The organism is Bradyrhizobium sp. AZCC 1578 (genome assembly GCF_036924675.1).
Taxonomy (GTDB): domain Bacteria; phylum Pseudomonadota; class Alphaproteobacteria; order Rhizobiales; family Xanthobacteraceae; genus Bradyrhizobium.
Window position 1 is genome coordinate 3,603,590 of record NZ_JAZHRZ010000001.1, and the last position, 14,716, is coordinate 3,618,305.

13 protein-coding genes are annotated in these 14,716 nt (G+C 62.9%); 7 read left to right on the forward strand and 6 right to left on the reverse strand.

The window, feature by feature from the left end; genetic code table 11:
- Nucleotides 1-95 precede the first annotated feature (95 nt).
- Nucleotides 96-446 carry a DUF3175 domain-containing protein gene (locus tag V1290_RS17140; protein WP_334365501.1) on the forward strand — a complete coding sequence of 117 codons (351 nt, stop codon included), beginning with the start codon at nt 96-98 and terminating at the stop codon, nt 444-446.
- A gap of 297 nt (nt 447-743) precedes the next feature.
- Here V1290_RS17140 and V1290_RS17145 read toward each other — a convergent pair whose 3' ends face one another.
- Nucleotides 744-2,714: a methyl-accepting chemotaxis protein gene (locus V1290_RS17145; RefSeq protein WP_334369062.1), complete on the reverse strand. Its 1,971-nt coding sequence runs from the start codon at nt 2,712-2,714 to the stop codon at nt 744-746.
- Between the two features lie 525 nt (nt 2,715-3,239).
- Between V1290_RS17145 and V1290_RS17150 the strand changes: the two genes are divergently transcribed.
- The 4 genes from V1290_RS17150 (at nt 3,240) to V1290_RS17165 (ending at nt 8,257) form a co-directional block, all read left to right on the forward strand.
- Entirely contained in the window at nt 3,240-3,725 is a 486-nt protein-coding gene (locus tag V1290_RS17150; RefSeq protein ID WP_334365502.1) for a (2Fe-2S)-binding protein, read from the forward strand.
- A gap of 83 nt (nt 3,726-3,808) precedes the next feature.
- Nucleotides 3,809-6,154, forward strand: coding sequence for a xanthine dehydrogenase family protein molybdopterin-binding subunit (locus V1290_RS17155; RefSeq protein WP_334365503.1), 2,346 nt, complete (start codon nt 3,809-3,811; stop codon nt 6,152-6,154).
- Between the two features lie 14 nt (nt 6,155-6,168).
- Entirely contained in the window at nt 6,169-6,969 is an 801-nt protein-coding gene (locus tag V1290_RS17160; RefSeq protein WP_334365504.1) for an FAD binding domain-containing protein, read from the forward strand.
- 175 nt (nt 6,970-7,144) lie between these two features.
- Nucleotides 7,145-8,257 carry a CaiB/BaiF CoA transferase family protein gene (locus V1290_RS17165; protein ID WP_334365505.1) on the forward strand — a complete coding sequence of 371 codons (1,113 nt, stop codon included), beginning with the start codon at nt 7,145-7,147 and terminating at the stop codon, nt 8,255-8,257.
- 156 nt (nt 8,258-8,413) lie between these two features.
- On the opposite strand, the gene hppD is transcribed toward V1290_RS17165, so the two are convergent.
- On the reverse strand, nt 8,414-9,532 hold the full coding sequence (hppD, locus tag V1290_RS17170) for a 4-hydroxyphenylpyruvate dioxygenase (RefSeq protein WP_334365506.1): 1,119 nt from the start codon (nt 9,530-9,532) through the stop codon (nt 8,414-8,416).
- Between the two features lie 122 nt (nt 9,533-9,654).
- Between hppD and V1290_RS17175 the strand changes: the two genes are divergently transcribed.
- Both V1290_RS17175 and V1290_RS17180 read left to right on the forward strand, forming a co-directional pair.
- Nucleotides 9,655-10,119, forward strand: a complete 465-nt coding sequence (locus V1290_RS17175; RefSeq protein WP_334365507.1) for an Lrp/AsnC family transcriptional regulator — start codon at nt 9,655-9,657, stop codon at nt 10,117-10,119.
- A gap of 111 nt (nt 10,120-10,230) precedes the next feature.
- Nucleotides 10,231-10,542, forward strand: a complete 312-nt coding sequence (locus V1290_RS17180; protein WP_334365508.1) for a DUF1272 domain-containing protein — start codon at nt 10,231-10,233, stop codon at nt 10,540-10,542.
- A gap of 103 nt (nt 10,543-10,645) precedes the next feature.
- Here the strand turns inward: V1290_RS17180 and fahA are convergent, their stop codons facing one another.
- From fahA to V1290_RS17200, 4 genes are all read right to left on the reverse strand, one after another.
- Nucleotides 10,646-11,917: a fumarylacetoacetase gene (gene fahA / locus V1290_RS17185; protein WP_334365509.1), complete on the reverse strand. Its 1,272-nt coding sequence runs from the start codon at nt 11,915-11,917 to the stop codon at nt 10,646-10,648.
- A 222-nt stretch (nt 11,918-12,139) separates the two neighbouring features.
- The gene (hmgA, locus tag V1290_RS17190; RefSeq protein ID WP_334365510.1) at nt 12,140-13,486 is read right to left on the reverse strand and encodes a homogentisate 1,2-dioxygenase; all 1,347 of its coding nucleotides are present in this window, start codon (nt 13,484-13,486) and stop codon (nt 12,140-12,142) included.
- Between the two features lie 3 nt (nt 13,487-13,489).
- A complete protein-coding gene (locus tag V1290_RS17195) occupies nt 13,490-14,446 on the reverse strand; it encodes an MBL fold metallo-hydrolase (RefSeq protein WP_334365511.1) in 957 nt (318 codons plus the stop codon).
- A 33-nt stretch (nt 14,447-14,479) separates the two neighbouring features.
- Nucleotides 14,480-14,713, reverse strand: coding sequence for a DUF2783 domain-containing protein (locus tag V1290_RS17200; RefSeq protein WP_334365512.1), 234 nt, complete (start codon nt 14,711-14,713; stop codon nt 14,480-14,482).
- Between the last annotated feature and the right edge of the window lie 3 nt (nt 14,714-14,716).

Below are 14,716 nucleotides of genomic sequence, written 5' to 3' on the forward strand. Positions count from 1 at the left end.
CGACCTAGTATGGGTTCGCGATCTCGCGGCATCACAATTGAAGGGAACCGAATAATCGGGCGACCGTTTTCGGCAAAACAGCAATGGAGTCGAACATGGCCGAACGGCGAAAAACCACACCACGGAAGACCGCAGCCCGGAAGAGCAGCCGCACGACAACGGCGAAGAAATCAACGCCGAAACGGTGGTCGCAACGCGTGACACAGGAAAGCGACGCGCTCGATCTGAAGCGCGGCGTCTTCAAGCAGACCAGCGCGAAGAAGATCGCGGCATCGCTCAAACGCTCCGCCGAGCACAGTACGCGTCGCAAGTCAGGCGCCTATCGCTCGGCACTCTCGATGCTGACCTTCTACATCAACCGCGCCGGCAAGACCTTGCCGAAAACGCAGCGCGCGCGGCTGGAGCGCGCGAAGGTGGAGCTGAAGCACCAGTTCGGCAGGGAGTAGTTTCGCGTCGTCCCTGCGAACGCAGGGGACCCATACGCCGCGGCCGCCGTAAAGGGCACGCGGTGGACAGCTTTGCTTCAACGACTCCGAGCGGTGGTTATGGGCCCCTGCGTCCGCAGGGGCGACAAGTTGAGGGGCTTTCGCCTCTATTCCGTCGTCCCTGCGAACGCAGGGACCCATGCGCCGCGGCCGGCGTAAGGGGCACGCGGAGAGACGGCTTTGCTTCAACGACTCCGAGCAGTGGTTATGGGCCCCTGCGTTCGCAGGGGCGACGATGACGAGAGAGAGTGGCGACGGCTACGCCGCCCTGATATTCGCCATGAAGCGGTCGAGCTCTTCGCGAAGGCGCGTGCTTTCGCTGGATAGCGTGCGGGCCGAATTCAGCACTTCCTCGGACGCCGATCCGGTTTCGGTCGCGCCGCGGTTGACGTGCATGACGTTGGCGGCGGCCTCCTGCGTGCCTTCCGCGACGTTCTGGACGCTGCGCGCAATTTCCTGCGTTGCCGCGCTCTGCTGCTCGACGGCGCTCGCGATCGTCGCGGCGATGTCTGAGATCCTGCCGATGGTGCCGCCGATCTCCTTGATCGCGGCGACCGATTCCTGCGTCGCGTCCTGCATGCCCGAGATGTGACTGGAAATCTCGTCGGTCGCCTTCGCGGTCTGGCTGGCGAGCGATTTGACTTCGGATGCAACTACGGCAAAGCCGCGGCCGGCATCGCCCGCGCGGGCGGCCTCGATGGTGGCGTTCAGCGCCAAAAGGTTGGTCTGCTCGGCAATCGCCGTGATCAGCTTGACCACGTCGCCGATCTCCTGCGCGGCACGCGACAGCTTGCCGATCCGCCCGTCGGTCTGTTCGGCCTGACGGACGGCGGCCTCTGCAATCTGGCTGGATTCCTTGACGCGCCGCCCGATCTCGTCGACGGAAGTCGACAGCTCCTCGGTCGCGGAAGCCACCGACTGCATGTTGGTGGAGGCTTCTTCCGAGGCGCCGGCGACCTGGCTCGCGAGGCTCTGGGTGGTTTCCGCCGTCCGCGTCAATTTGCCGGCAGCGGATTCGAGCTGCACGGCCGAGGACGACACGTTGGAGACGATGGCGCCGACCGCGGCTTCGAATTCGTCGGCGAAGCGAATGAGTTCGGCGCGGCGCGCGGCACTCGCCGCCTTGTTCTGCGCTTCCTGGGTGGCGGCGTCGCGCTCGGCGCGGGCGATCGCCTGCACCTTGAACTCCTCGACCGCGCTTGCCATCTCGCCAAGTTCGTCCTTGCGGCCGAGGCCGGGCAGCACGACTTCGAAATTGCCGGCGGCGAGTTCGCGCATCGCGTTGCACATCGCAATCATCGGCCGGGAAATACCTTTGCCGAGGAAGAAGGCCCAGACACAGCCGAGCAGAAAGCCGCCGGCGGCAAGGATCAGGATCAGCCGCTCGGTCTCGCCGATGGTCGCGTCCGACTCCGCTTCGAGCCTCTTCTGATCGGCCAGGAGGTCCGACTTCATGGCGCCCGAGCCCTTGTTGATAGCGGCGGCCGATTCCGTCATTTCCAACGTCAGCTCGTCGATCTCCTTGGAATTGTCGACCAGCTTGGCGAGCGACTTCTGGTACTCCTCCAGCATGCCGGAGATTTCCTTGATCCCCTCGCGGATCTTTTCGTTGTTCGACGAAATCGCCTTGAGCGCGTTCTCGACGAATTTCAGGCGCGCCATCGCACTGGCAGCGACCGTCTTGTCCGAATTGACCACGAACGTATTGGCAAGCGCAGTGACCGCCTGAAACTGCTCGGTCACCTTCTTCGTGCCGAGCGTGATCACCGGCATTTCGTCATCGTCGGCATTACTCGGGAGATCGTCCAGCTTGTAGCGCAGCGAGTTGCCGGTGCGGGTGAGCTGGTTCTGCGTGATGCGCGCACTCTCGTCCTTGACCTTGACGATGTCGGCGAAAATCTTGGTGAAGGCGCGGAACTCCCGCTCCAGTTTCGCGACCTGCTCGAGCCGCGTCGGATTGGTGGTCCCCTTCATCGAGGCAATGATTGCGTCCTTCAGGCCGGCTTCGGCGGCTAGCGCCGTCTTGCTGTCCTCTTCCTTTCCGGTCGCCACGAAATAGCGGGCGAGAGACCGGTACGAAATCAACTCGCGGTCGATGTCGCGCGACAGGTCGGCCTCCAGCACGCTGCGCCGGTAGGACTCCACGCCGGCCGAAACCCGCTCGAACCCGAGATAGGCAAACCCCATGCTGGCGGCCGAAATCGCCAACACGACGGCAAAGCCGAGCATGATCTTGGCGCGGAACCGCAGGGTCGGGAGCTTGAAAGACGAGCCGCCACGCTTGAGAAATCGCACGTCACCCCCCGTTTTCGTTCTGAAAAACAGGCATCGGAGGCCTTGGCCCCCGATCCGGTGCGCAAAGTTAAGGCAGAATGGATAAGGGCGGGTAAATCTGGGTAAAACTTGCAAGGTGCCGCCGTCGCCTACCCTCCCCTGGAGGGGTCCGAGGCGAGCAAAGCTCGCTCGTGGGTCGACGCTCATGTAATGAGCGGCGGGGTGGGGTGACGGTCTCTCCCTGCGAGCAGTACCCGAGTGGAGAGATCACCCCACCCCGTCCCACATTTCGCTGCGCTCCATGCGAACCGACCCTCCCCGTCCAGGGGGAGGGTAAAGAAATTCGCGTCGAGAGTCTTCGGCACGAAGCACGCCGCGCCAATGTCATCACAATGACAGCGCCGACCAAAATCCTAGTTGCAAGTTCCTTCGCCGCTGTTTCTAATTGGAATAATTATAAAACATCGGGAGGTACCACGCGTGTCTACAGTCAAGCTGACGGTAAACGGCAAGGCCGTCTCGGCCGAGGTCGAAGACCGGACCCTTCTCGTCCATCTCCTTCGCGACCATTTGAACCTGACGGGCACGCATGTCGGCTGCGACACCAGCCAGTGCGGCGCCTGCGTCGTCCATATCGACGGCCAGGCGGTGAAATCCTGCACCGTGCTGGCCGGCCAGGCCGCGGGCTCGACCGTCACCACCATCGAGGGCATCGCCAAGGGCGGCGAACTGCACCCGATGCAGGCGGCGTTCCGTGACAATCACGGCCTGCAGTGCGGTTACTGCACCCCGGGCATGATCATGTCGGCGATCGATATTGTGCACCGCCACAACGGCAATCTCGACGAGGCGACCGTCCGGCACGAGTTGGAAGGCAATATCTGCCGCTGCACCGGCTACCACAACATCGTCAAGGCGGTGCTCGACGCGGCTGGGCGCATGAAGGTCGCGCAGGCGGCAGAATAGCCGCCGCAGGCCAGCATTTTCCGAATTCAATACCGCGTTTCGCTGGAAATCGCGGAAACAACAATTCCGGTCGGGAGGACACAATGGGCGTTGAAGGCATTGGCGCAAGCGTCGTGCGCAAGGAAGACCGCCGTTTCATCACAGGCAAGGGCCGTTACGTCGACGATATCAAGCTGGTGGGCATGACCCACGCACACTTCATCCGCAGCCCGCATGCACATGCGAAGATCAAGAGCATCGATACGTCAGAGGCGATGAAGATGCCGGGCGTGGTCGGCGTGCTGACCGGCCAGCAGGTCGTCGACGACAAGATCGGCAATCTGATCTGCGGCTGGGCCATTACCTCCAAGGACGGCACCGGCATGAAGATGGGTGCATGGCCGGCGATGGCGCCGGAAACCGTGCGCTTCGTCGGTCAGGCGGTCGCGGTGGTGATCGCCGAGACCAAGAACCAGGCCCGCGACGCGGCTGAGGCCGTGGTCGTCAACTATGAGGAATTGCCTGCCGTTCCTGACATTCGCGCCGCGATCGCGCCGGGCGCGCCGCAACTGCACCCGGAAGCGCCGGGCAACGTGATCTACGACTGGACCATCGGCGATGAAGCCGCGACCGATGCTGCCTTCAAATCGGCGGCGAATGTCGTCTCGCTCGACATCACCAACAACCGCCTGGTGCCGAACGCGATGGAGCCGCGCGCGGCGATCGCGGAATATAACGAGCCCGAAGAGCACTTTACGCTCTACACGACCTCGCAGAATCCGCATGTCGCCCGCCTCGTGCTGTCGGCGTTCTACAATATCGCGCAGGAGCACAAGCTGCGGGTGGTGGCGCCTGACGTCGGCGGCGGTTTCGGCTCAAAAATCTTCATCTACCCCGAGGAGATGGTGGCGCTGTGGGCCTCCAAGAAGGTCGGTCGTCCGGTGAAGTGGACCGGCGACCGCACCGAGGCCTTCCTGACCGACGCGCATGGCCGCGATCACCTCACCAAGGCGGAGATGGCGTTCGACAAGGACAACAAGGTCACCGGCTTGCGCGTCAAGACTTACGCCAATCTCGGCGGCTACATGTCGCTGTTCTCCTCCTCGGTGCCGACCTATCTCTATGCGACGCTGCTGTCGGGCCAGTACAACATTCCCAACATCTTCGCCGAGGTGATCAGCGTCTACACCAACACTGTTCCGGTCGACGCCTATCGCGGCGCGGGCCGGCCCGAGGCAAGTTTTGTGGTCGAACGGCTGATGGAGACGGCGGCGCGGCAGTTGAAGGTCGATCCGGCAGAGTTGCGGAAGAAGAATTTCATCACGCAGTTTCCGCATCAGACGCCTGTGATCATGGCCTATGACATCGGCGACTTCCACGCCTCGCTAGATGCGGCGATGAAGGCGATCGACTATGCAGGCTTCGCAGGCCGCAAGGCGAAAGCGAAGTCCGAGGGCAAGCTGCGCGGCATCGGCATCTCCTGTTACATCGAGGCCTGCGGCATTGCGCCGTCAAAGGCGGTCGGCAGCCTCGGCGCCGGCGTGGGCCTGTGGGAATCGGCGGAAGTGCGCGTCAATCCGGTTGGGACCATTGAGATCCTCACGGGATCGCACAGCCACGGCCAGGGCCACGAGACGACGTTCTGCCAGCTCATTGCCGAGCGGCTCGGCGTGCCCATCAGCCAGGTCCAGATCGTCCATGGCGATACCGACAAGGTGCAGTTCGGCATGGGCACCTACGGCTCGCGCTCGGCGGCCGTCGGCCTCACCGCCATTCTGAAGGCGATGGAAAAGGTCGAGGCGAAAGCCAAGAAGATCGCAGCGCACCAGCTTGAGGCCTCCGAGAACGACATCGTCATCGAGAACGGCGAGTTCAAGGTCGCCGGCACCGACAAGTCGCTGGCGCTGCCGATGGTCGCGCTCGCCGCCTACACCGCGCACAACCTGCCTGATGGCATGGAGCCGGGCCTGAAGGAGGGCGCGTTCTACGATCCGACCAACTTCACCTTCCCGGCCGGCGCCTATATCTGCGAAATGGAAGTCGATGCCGGCACCGGCAAGAGCACCTTCGTCAACTTCGTGGCGGCGGATGATTTCGGCCGGCTGATCAACCCGATGATCGTCGAAGGCCAGGTCCATGGCGGCCTCGCCCAGGGCATCGGCCAGGCATTGCTGGAGGGCGTGGTGTACGACGCTTCCGGCCAGCTCGTGACCGCGTCGTTCATGGATTACACCATGCCGCGCGCGGATGACCTGCCGTCCTTCAAGCTGTCGCACACGACGACGCTATGTCCGGGCAATCCGCTCGGCGTCAAGGGCTGCGGCGAGGCGGGCGCGATCGGCGCTTCGGCTGCCGTCATCAACGCGATCACGGATGCGATCGGCAACAACAAACTCGAAATGCCGGCGACGCCCGATCGCGTCTGGCATGCGATCCACGGCAACGCGTAAGAGGGAGCACAGCCATGTACCAGACAACCTATCACCGCCCCTCTTCGGTCGACGAAGCGGCAAGCCTGTTCACCAAGGGTTCGGATGCGAAATATTTGGCGGGCGGCCACACGCTGATTCCGGTGATGAAGCAACGGCTAGCCTCGCCATCCGACGTGATTGATCTCTGCAAGATCAAGGAGCTGGTCGGCATCGAGCCAACCGGGGACGGAATCATGATCAAGGCGGCGACGACCCATTCCGACGTGGCCTCAAGCGAAACCGTGCAAAAGGCGATCCCGGCATTGGCTTACCTCGCCTCGCTGATCGGCGACCCGGCGGTGCGGCATCGCGGCACCATCGGCGGCTCGCTCGCCAACAACGATCCCGCGGCCGACTATCCGGCGGCGGTGCTGGCGTGCGGGGCCACCGTGAAGACCAACAAGCGTTCGATATCGGCGGATGATTTCTTCAAGGGCCTGTTCTCGACGGCGCTGGAAGATGGCGAAATCATCACTGCGGTATCGTTCCCGGTTCAGGACAAAGCGGGCTACGCGAAGTTCAACCATCCGGCGTCGCGCTTCGCGCTGACCGGCGTGTTCGTCGCAAGAACCCCGGCGGGTGACGTCCGCGCCGCAGCCACCGGCGCATCGCAAAACGGCGTGATGCGGGTGCCCGTGATCGAGGCGGCGCTGAAGGCCAACTGGTCCGCCGCCGCGCTCGATAGCATCAACATTTCCGCCGACGGCCTGATGAACGACATCCACGGCACCTCGGACTATCGCGCCAACCTGGTTAAGGTGATGGCGCAGCGCGCGGTGACCGCGGCGGGCTGATCAGCACCTGGACGCGACGTTGATATTGAGCGGCGCGCAGCGATGCGCGCCGCTTTCGTATTTTGGCTCGATTTTCGGCAAAAGAAGCTTGCCAGGGCCTCGCTTCGGCGGGACAATTTAGCTAATCAACTAATTAAGGCGTTCCCTTCGACGTTTCTTTGGGAGAGAAAACAACGTGCTCGATCAACCAGCCACCCAATCCGCCACCCGCACCTCCGGCCCGCTCGCAGGCTTCCGCATCGTCGAATTCGCCGGCATCGGCCCGGGCCCGTTCGCCTGCATGATGCTGGCCGACATGGGCGCGGAAGTCGTGACGCTCGACCGCATCGGCGCGAAGAAGAATTTGAAATCGGTGGCGGGGCGCGGCCGGAAAGTGGTCGAGCTCGACCTCAAGGACAAGGCCGCGGTCGCGCAGGTGTTGGATCTGCTTAGCCATGCCGACGCGCTGATCGAGGGCTTTCGCCCCGGCGTGATGGAGCGGCTGGGCCTCGGACCCGATGTGGTGATGGCGCGCAACCCGCGGCTGGTGTTCGGCCGGATGACCGGCTGGGGCCAGGAAGGCCCGCTGGCGCACGCGGCCGGCCACGACATCAACTACATCTCGGTCACCGGCGCGCTTGCGGCGATCGGACCTAAGGAAAAGCCGGTGCCGCCGCTCAATCTGGTCGGCGATTTCGGCGGCGGCGCGCTCTATCTCGTGGTCGGCGTGCTGGCGGCGCTATTGGAAGCGTCGAAGTCCGGCAAGGGCCAGGTGGTGGATGCGGCGATGTGCGACGGCGCGGCGTCGCTGATGTCGATGTTCTTCGACATGACCGCGATCGGCCGCTGGGTGGAAGGGCGCGAGCAGAATTTTCTCGACGGCGGCGCGCATTTCTACGGCATCTATGAATGTTCCTGCGGCAACTTCATTTCGATCGGCTCGATCGAACCGCAGTTCTACGCGCTGCTGCGCCAGCATGCCGGCCTCACCGACGCCGATTTCGACGCCCAGATGGACCGCAAGGCCTGGCCGGCTTTGAAGGAGAAGCTGACCAAGGTGTTCAAGAGCAAGACGCGCGAGGACTGGTGCAAGATCATGGAAGGCACCGACATCTGCTTCGCGCCGATCCTGACCATGACGGAAGCGCCGAAGCATCCGCACATGGCGGCGCGTCAGGTGTTCGTCGAGCGTCATGGCGTGACGCAGCCCGCGCCTGCCCCGCGCTTCTCGCGCACGCCGTCGGCGATCAGGGATGCGGAGAAGGTGGAGCTGGCGGAATTGGCGAGCGCGTGGAAGGCGGGGAGGTAAACTCTCTCGTCGTCCCCGCCTAGTGCGCAATTGCGCACGGGGCGCGGGGACCCATAACCACAGGATTTGATTGTTGGACGAAAGCCGTCGAACGGCGGCTCTCAATACAAACGACACGGCGTATGGGTCCCGGCTCAAGGCCGGGACGACAACAGCTTACGCCGCATTCCCCACCTTCAACACGCCTCGCCGGATCTGATCCTCCTCGATCGATTCGAACAGCGCCTTGAAGTTGCCCTCACCAAAGCCGTCATCGCCCTTGCGCTGGATAAATTCGAAGAAGATCGGCCCGATCGCGTTCGCGGAAAAGATCTGCAAGAGCACCTTGGTGTGGCCACCATCGACCACGCCCTCGCCGTCAATGAGAATGCCGTCGCGTTGCAGGCGGGCGACATCCTCACCGTGCTGCGGCAGGCGCGCGTCGATCTTCTCGAAATAGGTGTCCGGCGGCGACGGCATGAACGGTAATCCGGCTTCGCGCAGCGTCTCGACGGTGCGGTAGATGTCCCGCGCGCCGCAGGCGATGTGCTGGATGCCCTCGCCGCGATAGATGTTGAGATATTCCTCGATCTGTCCGGAGTCACCGGCATCCTCGTTGATCGGGATCCGGATCTTGCCGTCCGGGCTGGTCAGCGCACGCGAGAACAGGCCGGACGCGCGGCCCTCGATGTCGAAGAAGCGAATCTGGCGGAAGTTGAACAGTCTTTCGTAGAAGCCGGTCCAGACGTCCATGCGACCGCGATGGACGTTGTGGGTGAGGTGATCGATGTAATAGAGCCCGGCGCCGGCGGGCCGAGGATCGCGCGTATCAAGCCATTCGAACTCGAGATCATAGGCCGATCCCTTGGCGCCGTAACGGTCGGTGAAATAGAGTAGGCTGCCGCCGATGCCCTTGATGGCGGGAACGTCGAGCGTCTTTTGAGCGGACGAAACATCAGCCGGCTCCGCGCCGAGCGAGAGCGCGCGATCGTAGGCTTGCTTGGCGTCGACCACGCGGAACGCCATCGACGGCGCGCAAGGCCCATGCGCGGCAACAAAGCCATGGCCATGGGTGCCCGGCTCCTCGTTGACGAGATTATTGATGTCGCCCTGGCGATAGACCGTGATCTTCTTGGTCTTGTGGCGGGCGACAGGAGCATAGCCCATCAGCTTGAACAGCGCGTGCAGCTCTTCCGGGTTCGGATGCGCATACTCGACGAACTCGAAACCGTCAGTGCCCATCGGGTTGTCGGCGCTGATGGTGGCGGCTGGCGCGTCATGCGGAAACGGACCCATGGCTAAACTCCCGTAAATTGATCTAGATCAATATCAGGCGAAGCGGGCGCAAAGTGCATGCAAACCGAGGGACATTAGGCTATCATCTCGCACAATTCGTGCACGAAACCGGCAATTGACGCATGATCCCCGTGGACGCCTTCGACCTCAAAATGCTGGCCGCGCTGCAGGATGACGGCCGGCTGACCAACCAGCAACTGGCCGACCTCGTCGGCCTGTCCGCCTCGCAATGCTCGCGGCGGCGGATGCGGCTCGAGGAGGAAAAGGTCATCGCCGGCTACCACGCCGACCTCGCCGGCGAGGCGCTCGGCTTCAACCTCATCGCCTTCATTCACATTACGCTGGCGACGCATTCGCCCGACAACGCCAAGAAATTCCGCGCACTGGTCAACCGCGTCGACGACATCCAGGAGGCCTATTCGCTCACGGGCGACGCCGATTATGTGCTGAAAGTGGTGCTGCGCGACCTCAAGGACCTCTCGGATCTCGTCAACAACGTGCTGATGCCGCACCAGAGTGTCGCGCATGTCCGCTCGTCGGTCGTGCTGGACCGGCTGAAGGAGAGCGTACGGCTGCCGTTGAAGTGAAGCGGTTCGATGAGGCACTGGGGCCGCATGGCCCAAATCGAGGGAATTTCGTCATTCGCGTTCCCGATCCCATTTGCGATGATCTGCAGGAATCACCCCACGAGACCACGCATGGCGCTGCAACTCCGACCGAACTGCGAATATTGCGACAAGGACCTGCCGCCGAATGCGATGGATGCGCGCATCTGCTCGTATGAATGTACGTTCTGCGCGGATTGCGTCGAGACCAAGCTGCATAATGTCTGCCCGAACTGCGGCGGCGGTTTTGAGCGGCGGCCGATCCGGCCCGCGACCGAGCGACGGCCGGGCGTGTGCGTCGTCAAGCACCCGCCGTCGGACAAGCGGGTGCATTTGAAGTACAGCCTTGAGGATATTGCCGCGCACTGTGCGCGGCTGCGGGATATACCGCCGCAGGAGCGCTGAAGTCTCCACGTCATTGCGAGCGGAGCGAAGCAATCCATCCCACCGCGCGTGAGGAGAGATGGATTGCTTCGTCGCTTCGCTCCTCGCAATGACGGGGAGGGAGTTACCCCGCCGCCAAGATCGTCCCCTCGACCTCGCCAAAACCGACGCGATAGCCGTCGCCCTGGCACCAGCCGCGCATCACGAGCGAGTCGCCATCCTCCAGGAACGAGCGCTTCACGCCCTCGGCCAGTTCGACCGGCTCGGTGCCGTTCCAGCTTATCTCCAACAGGCTGCCGCGCTGGTCCTTCTCCGGACCGGAGATGGTGCCGGAGCCTAAGAGATCGCCGACATTCATGGCGCAGCCGGATGAAGCATGGTGCACGAGCTGCTGCACCGACGACCAGTACATGTATTTGAAATTGGTGCGGCTGATGTTTTTCGGCGCGTTCATCGGCGCGGCGCGCAAGTCTACCTCTAGCGCCATGTCGTAATTGTTCGGCTGCGTCTGCTGCAGGTACGGCAGCGGCTTCGGATCCTGCGCAGGGCCATGAAGACGGAACGGCTCCAGTGCCTCGCGCGTCACCACCCACGGGCTGATCGAGGTCGCGAACACTTTTGCCTGGAACGGGCCGAGCGGGACGTATTCCCACTGCTGGATGTCGCGCGCGCTCCAGTCGTTCAGGATGACGAAACCGAAGATCATCTCTTCGGCCTGCTTCTCGGTGAGCATTTCGCCCATCACCGATGGCTGGCCGATCACCACGCCCATTTCCAACTCGAAATCGAGCCGCTTGCAGGGGCCGAAACTCGGCATGTCGGCCGTCGGCGGCTTCAATTGGCCGCGCGGCCGGCGCACCGGCGTGCCGCTGACGACAACCGTCGATGCGCGGCCGTTATAGCCGATCGGCATGTGCAGCCAGTTCGGCTGCAGCGCATTGTCCTTGCCGCGGAACATCACGCCGACATTGGTGGCGTGCACCTTGGACGAATAGAAATCGGTGTAGCCGGAGACCGCGAACGGCAGGTGCAGCTTCACGTCCGCCATCGGCACCAGCGCGCGCTTGCGGAGTTTCTCATTGTCACGAAGTTCGGGATGATCATCCCGCAGAAGCTCGCTGATCCGCGCCCGCGCGCTCGACCAGACCTTTGGCCCCATCGCCATGAACGCATTGAGCTGCGGCGCGGCGAATACCGCCGGCTCAACGAGATCGAAGCGGCAGTCCTGCGCGAGCTGCCAGAGGTCGAGCACGTAATCGCCGATCGCTACACCGATGCGTGGGGCGAGCCCGTCCTTGGCGGAGAACACGCCGTAAGGGAGATTCTGGATCGGGAAATGGGAAGTGGGATCGACGGGGATGAAGGAGCGGAGTTTGGGATCGTTGGGGTGGGGCATGGTTTTCCCGAATATCACTAGGGCTGGTTCTTTCACCCTCCCCTGGAGGGGTCCGAGACGAGCGAAGCTCGCTCGTGGGTCGACGCTCATGAAATGAGCGGCGGGGTGGGATGACGGTCTCTCCTCTCGAACAGTGCCCGTGTTGAGAGATCACCCCACCCCGTCTCGCATTTCGCTGCGCTCATGCGAGCCGACCCTCCCCCTCCAGGGGAGGGTAAGCGATCACGGCTTGTTCGGATCGAACCGCTTCTCGAGGCCCTTCCAGCAATTGGCGTAGTCGTCCTGCAAGGTCGCCGACGTCGCCGCGTGCTGGGTCACCCGCTGCGGAAAACGCGTTTCGAACATGAAGGCCATGGTGCCCGTCAGCTTTACCGGCTTTAGCTCGCCGTTGCTGGCATGGTCGAAGGCCTCGCGGTCGGGGCCGTGCGGCAGCATGCAGTTGTGCAAGCTGATGCCGCCCGGAACAAAACCCTGCGGCTTGGCGTCATACACGCCGTAGATCAGCCCCATAAACTCACTCATGATGTTCATGTGATACCAGGGCGGGCGGAAGGTGTTTTCGGCGACCGCCCAGCGCTCCGGGAAGATGACGAAGTCGATGTTCGCGGTGCCCGCGGTCTCCGACGGCGAGGTCAGCACCGTGAAGATCGAGGGATCGGGATGGTCGAAGCTGATGGCGCCGACCGGCGAGAAGGTGCGCAGGTCGTATTTGTAGGGCGCGTAATTGCCGTGCCAGGCCACCACGTCGATCGGCGAATGCGGCAGCGTCGTCTTGAACAGCGAGCCGCCCCATTTCACGTACAGTTCCGTCGGCGTGTCCTTGTCCTCATAGCTAGCGACCGGCGTGAGGAAGTCGCGCGAATTGGCGAGGCAGTTGGCGCCGATCGGCCCGCGTTCCGGCAGCGTGAAGGCGCCGCCGTAATTCTCGCAGAGATAGCCGCGCGCAGGTCCATTCGGAATCTCCACCCGGAATTTCACGCCGCGCGGAATCACCGCGATCTCGCCCGGCTCGATATCGATGCGGCCGAATTCGGTGACAAGGCGCAGGTTGCTCTGCTGCGCGACAAACATCATCTCGCCATCGGCATTGTAGAAATGCTGATCGACCATTGACTTGGTGATGAGATAGACGTGCGCGGCCATGCCTCCTTGCGTATTGGCGTCGCCCGCTGTCGTCATGGTCTGCACGCCCTGCAGGAAAGTCTTGTCTTCCTTCGGGATCGGCGCCGGATCCCAGCGCAGTTGCGCAATCGGCAAATCATATTCGTGGCACGGCGCGGTGCGCCACAGTCCGGCATCGACCTTTTCAAAGCGGCCCGAATGCTTCACCGATGGGCGGATGCGATAGAGCCAGGAGCGCTCATTGCTGCCGCGTGGCGCGGTGAACGGCGAACCGGAGAGCTGTTCAGCGTAGAGCCCGTAGGCGCAGCGCTGCGGCGAATTGCGGCCCATCGGCAGCGCGCCGGGCAAGGCCTCGGTTTCAAAACTGTTGCCGAAACCGGACATATAGCCCGGCGTCAGTTGTGCGCTGCTGCGAACGATCTGATCAGGCGAGGTGTTGATATTCATGGTCTATCCTCCTCCTTGCAGGGCGGCCCACATTTCCTGGTCGCGCTTGTCGGTCCAGATCACGGGATCGTCTATTCCCGAAGCCTCGTCGAACGCGCGCGAGACGTTGAACGGCAGGCAGTGCTCGTAAATGGCGAAGCTGGAAAATTTTGGATCCATCACCTCGCGCGTCGCGGCAAAGGTCTCTTTCAGCGTGCGGCCCTTGGCAACCGAGCTTTCCGCGGCGCCATAGAGCGTCGTGACGAAGCCGCGCGTCATCGCGATCGCGTCGCGCCCGGTCGACAGACCTTTCAGCGCGTCGCCGCGGCCCGGCGCGATCGCCTTCGGATTGAAGGCGCGGATTTCGTTCAGCGTCATCGGCCATTCGCGCAAATGCGCATCGCCGCAATAGCAGGCCGAGTGATATTCGATGAGGTCGCCGGAAAACATCACTTCGGCATCCGGCACCCAGGCTACGATATCGCCCGACGTATGCCCGGCACCGAGTTGCATCAGCCGAACCTCGCGTTTTCCTAAGTAAATCGACATCTCGCCTTCAAAGGTCAGCGTCGGCCAAGTCAGCCCGGGAATGCTTTGCGCATCCTGGAACAGGCGGGGAAAGCGGCCGTATTCGGAATCCCAATCCTGCTGGCCGCGCTCCTCGATCAGCCGATAGGTTTCGGCCGACGCCACGATGCCCTGCGCCTTGTAGGCGGAAGCGCCGAGCACGCGCACGGCGTGATAATGCGACAGCACGACATATTTGATCGGCTTGTCGGTGACGGTCCGAACCCGCTCGATCACCTTGTTGGCCATCGCCGGCGTCGCCTGCGCGTCGAACACAAGGCAGCCATCGTCGCCAACGATGATCGCGGAGTTCGGATCGCCCTCGGCGGTGAACGCGTAGAGATCAGTGCCGATTTCGGAGAAGGTGATTTTCTTCTCCGCGAGATCGGTGGTGGACGCGAAACCTTTAGCCATCAATTCGATTCCTGACTTCGTTCGAGACGCGAATTATTGTTGCTGTTGCTGCTGCTGTTGCTGGTGGCTTGCATCGAGCATCCGCCGAGCGGCGAGCGCGATCGCCTCCTTCAGCACATCGAGGTCGCCGATGTGATTGGCGAGGATGAGAACCAGTGCCGCATCGAGATCGGCGCTTTGCTCGTCGTTCAGTCCACGATGCGCCTCGACGACGGCGCGGAACGCGTCATCAGGCTTGGCAAAGTTCGAACTGGTTGATAGCGCCATGAC

Excerpts from the sequence above, each read along its gene's own strand:
- hppD (WP_334365506.1), bottom strand. The coding sequence starts at position 9,532 with ATGGGTCCGTTTCCGCATGACGCGCCAGCCGCCACCATCAGCGCCGAC.
- V1290_RS17140 (WP_334365501.1), top strand. The coding sequence starts at position 96 with ATGGCCGAACGGCGAAAAACCACACCACGGAAGACCGCAGCCCGGAAG.
- fahA (WP_334365509.1), bottom strand. The coding sequence starts at position 11,917 with ATGCCCCACCCCAACGATCCCAAACTCCGCTCCTTCATCCCCGTCGAT.
- V1290_RS17200 (WP_334365512.1), bottom strand. The coding sequence starts at position 14,713 with ATGGCGCTATCAACCAGTTCGAACTTTGCCAAGCCTGATGACGCGTTC.
- V1290_RS17195 (WP_334365511.1), bottom strand. The coding sequence starts at position 14,446 with ATGGCTAAAGGTTTCGCGTCCACCACCGATCTCGCGGAGAAGAAAATC.
- V1290_RS17175 (WP_334365507.1), top strand. The coding sequence starts at position 9,655 with ATGATCCCCGTGGACGCCTTCGACCTCAAAATGCTGGCCGCGCTGCAG.
- V1290_RS17180 (WP_334365508.1), top strand. The coding sequence starts at position 10,231 with ATGGCGCTGCAACTCCGACCGAACTGCGAATATTGCGACAAGGACCTG.
- hmgA (WP_334365510.1), bottom strand. The coding sequence starts at position 13,486 with ATGAATATCAACACCTCGCCTGATCAGATCGTTCGCAGCAGCGCACAA.
- V1290_RS17145 (WP_334369062.1), bottom strand. The coding sequence starts at position 2,714 with ATGCTCGGCTTTGCCGTCGTGTTGGCGATTTCGGCCGCCAGCATGGGG.
- V1290_RS17160 (WP_334365504.1), top strand. The coding sequence starts at position 6,169 with ATGTACCAGACAACCTATCACCGCCCCTCTTCGGTCGACGAAGCGGCA.
- V1290_RS17155 (WP_334365503.1), top strand. The coding sequence starts at position 3,809 with ATGGGCGTTGAAGGCATTGGCGCAAGCGTCGTGCGCAAGGAAGACCGC.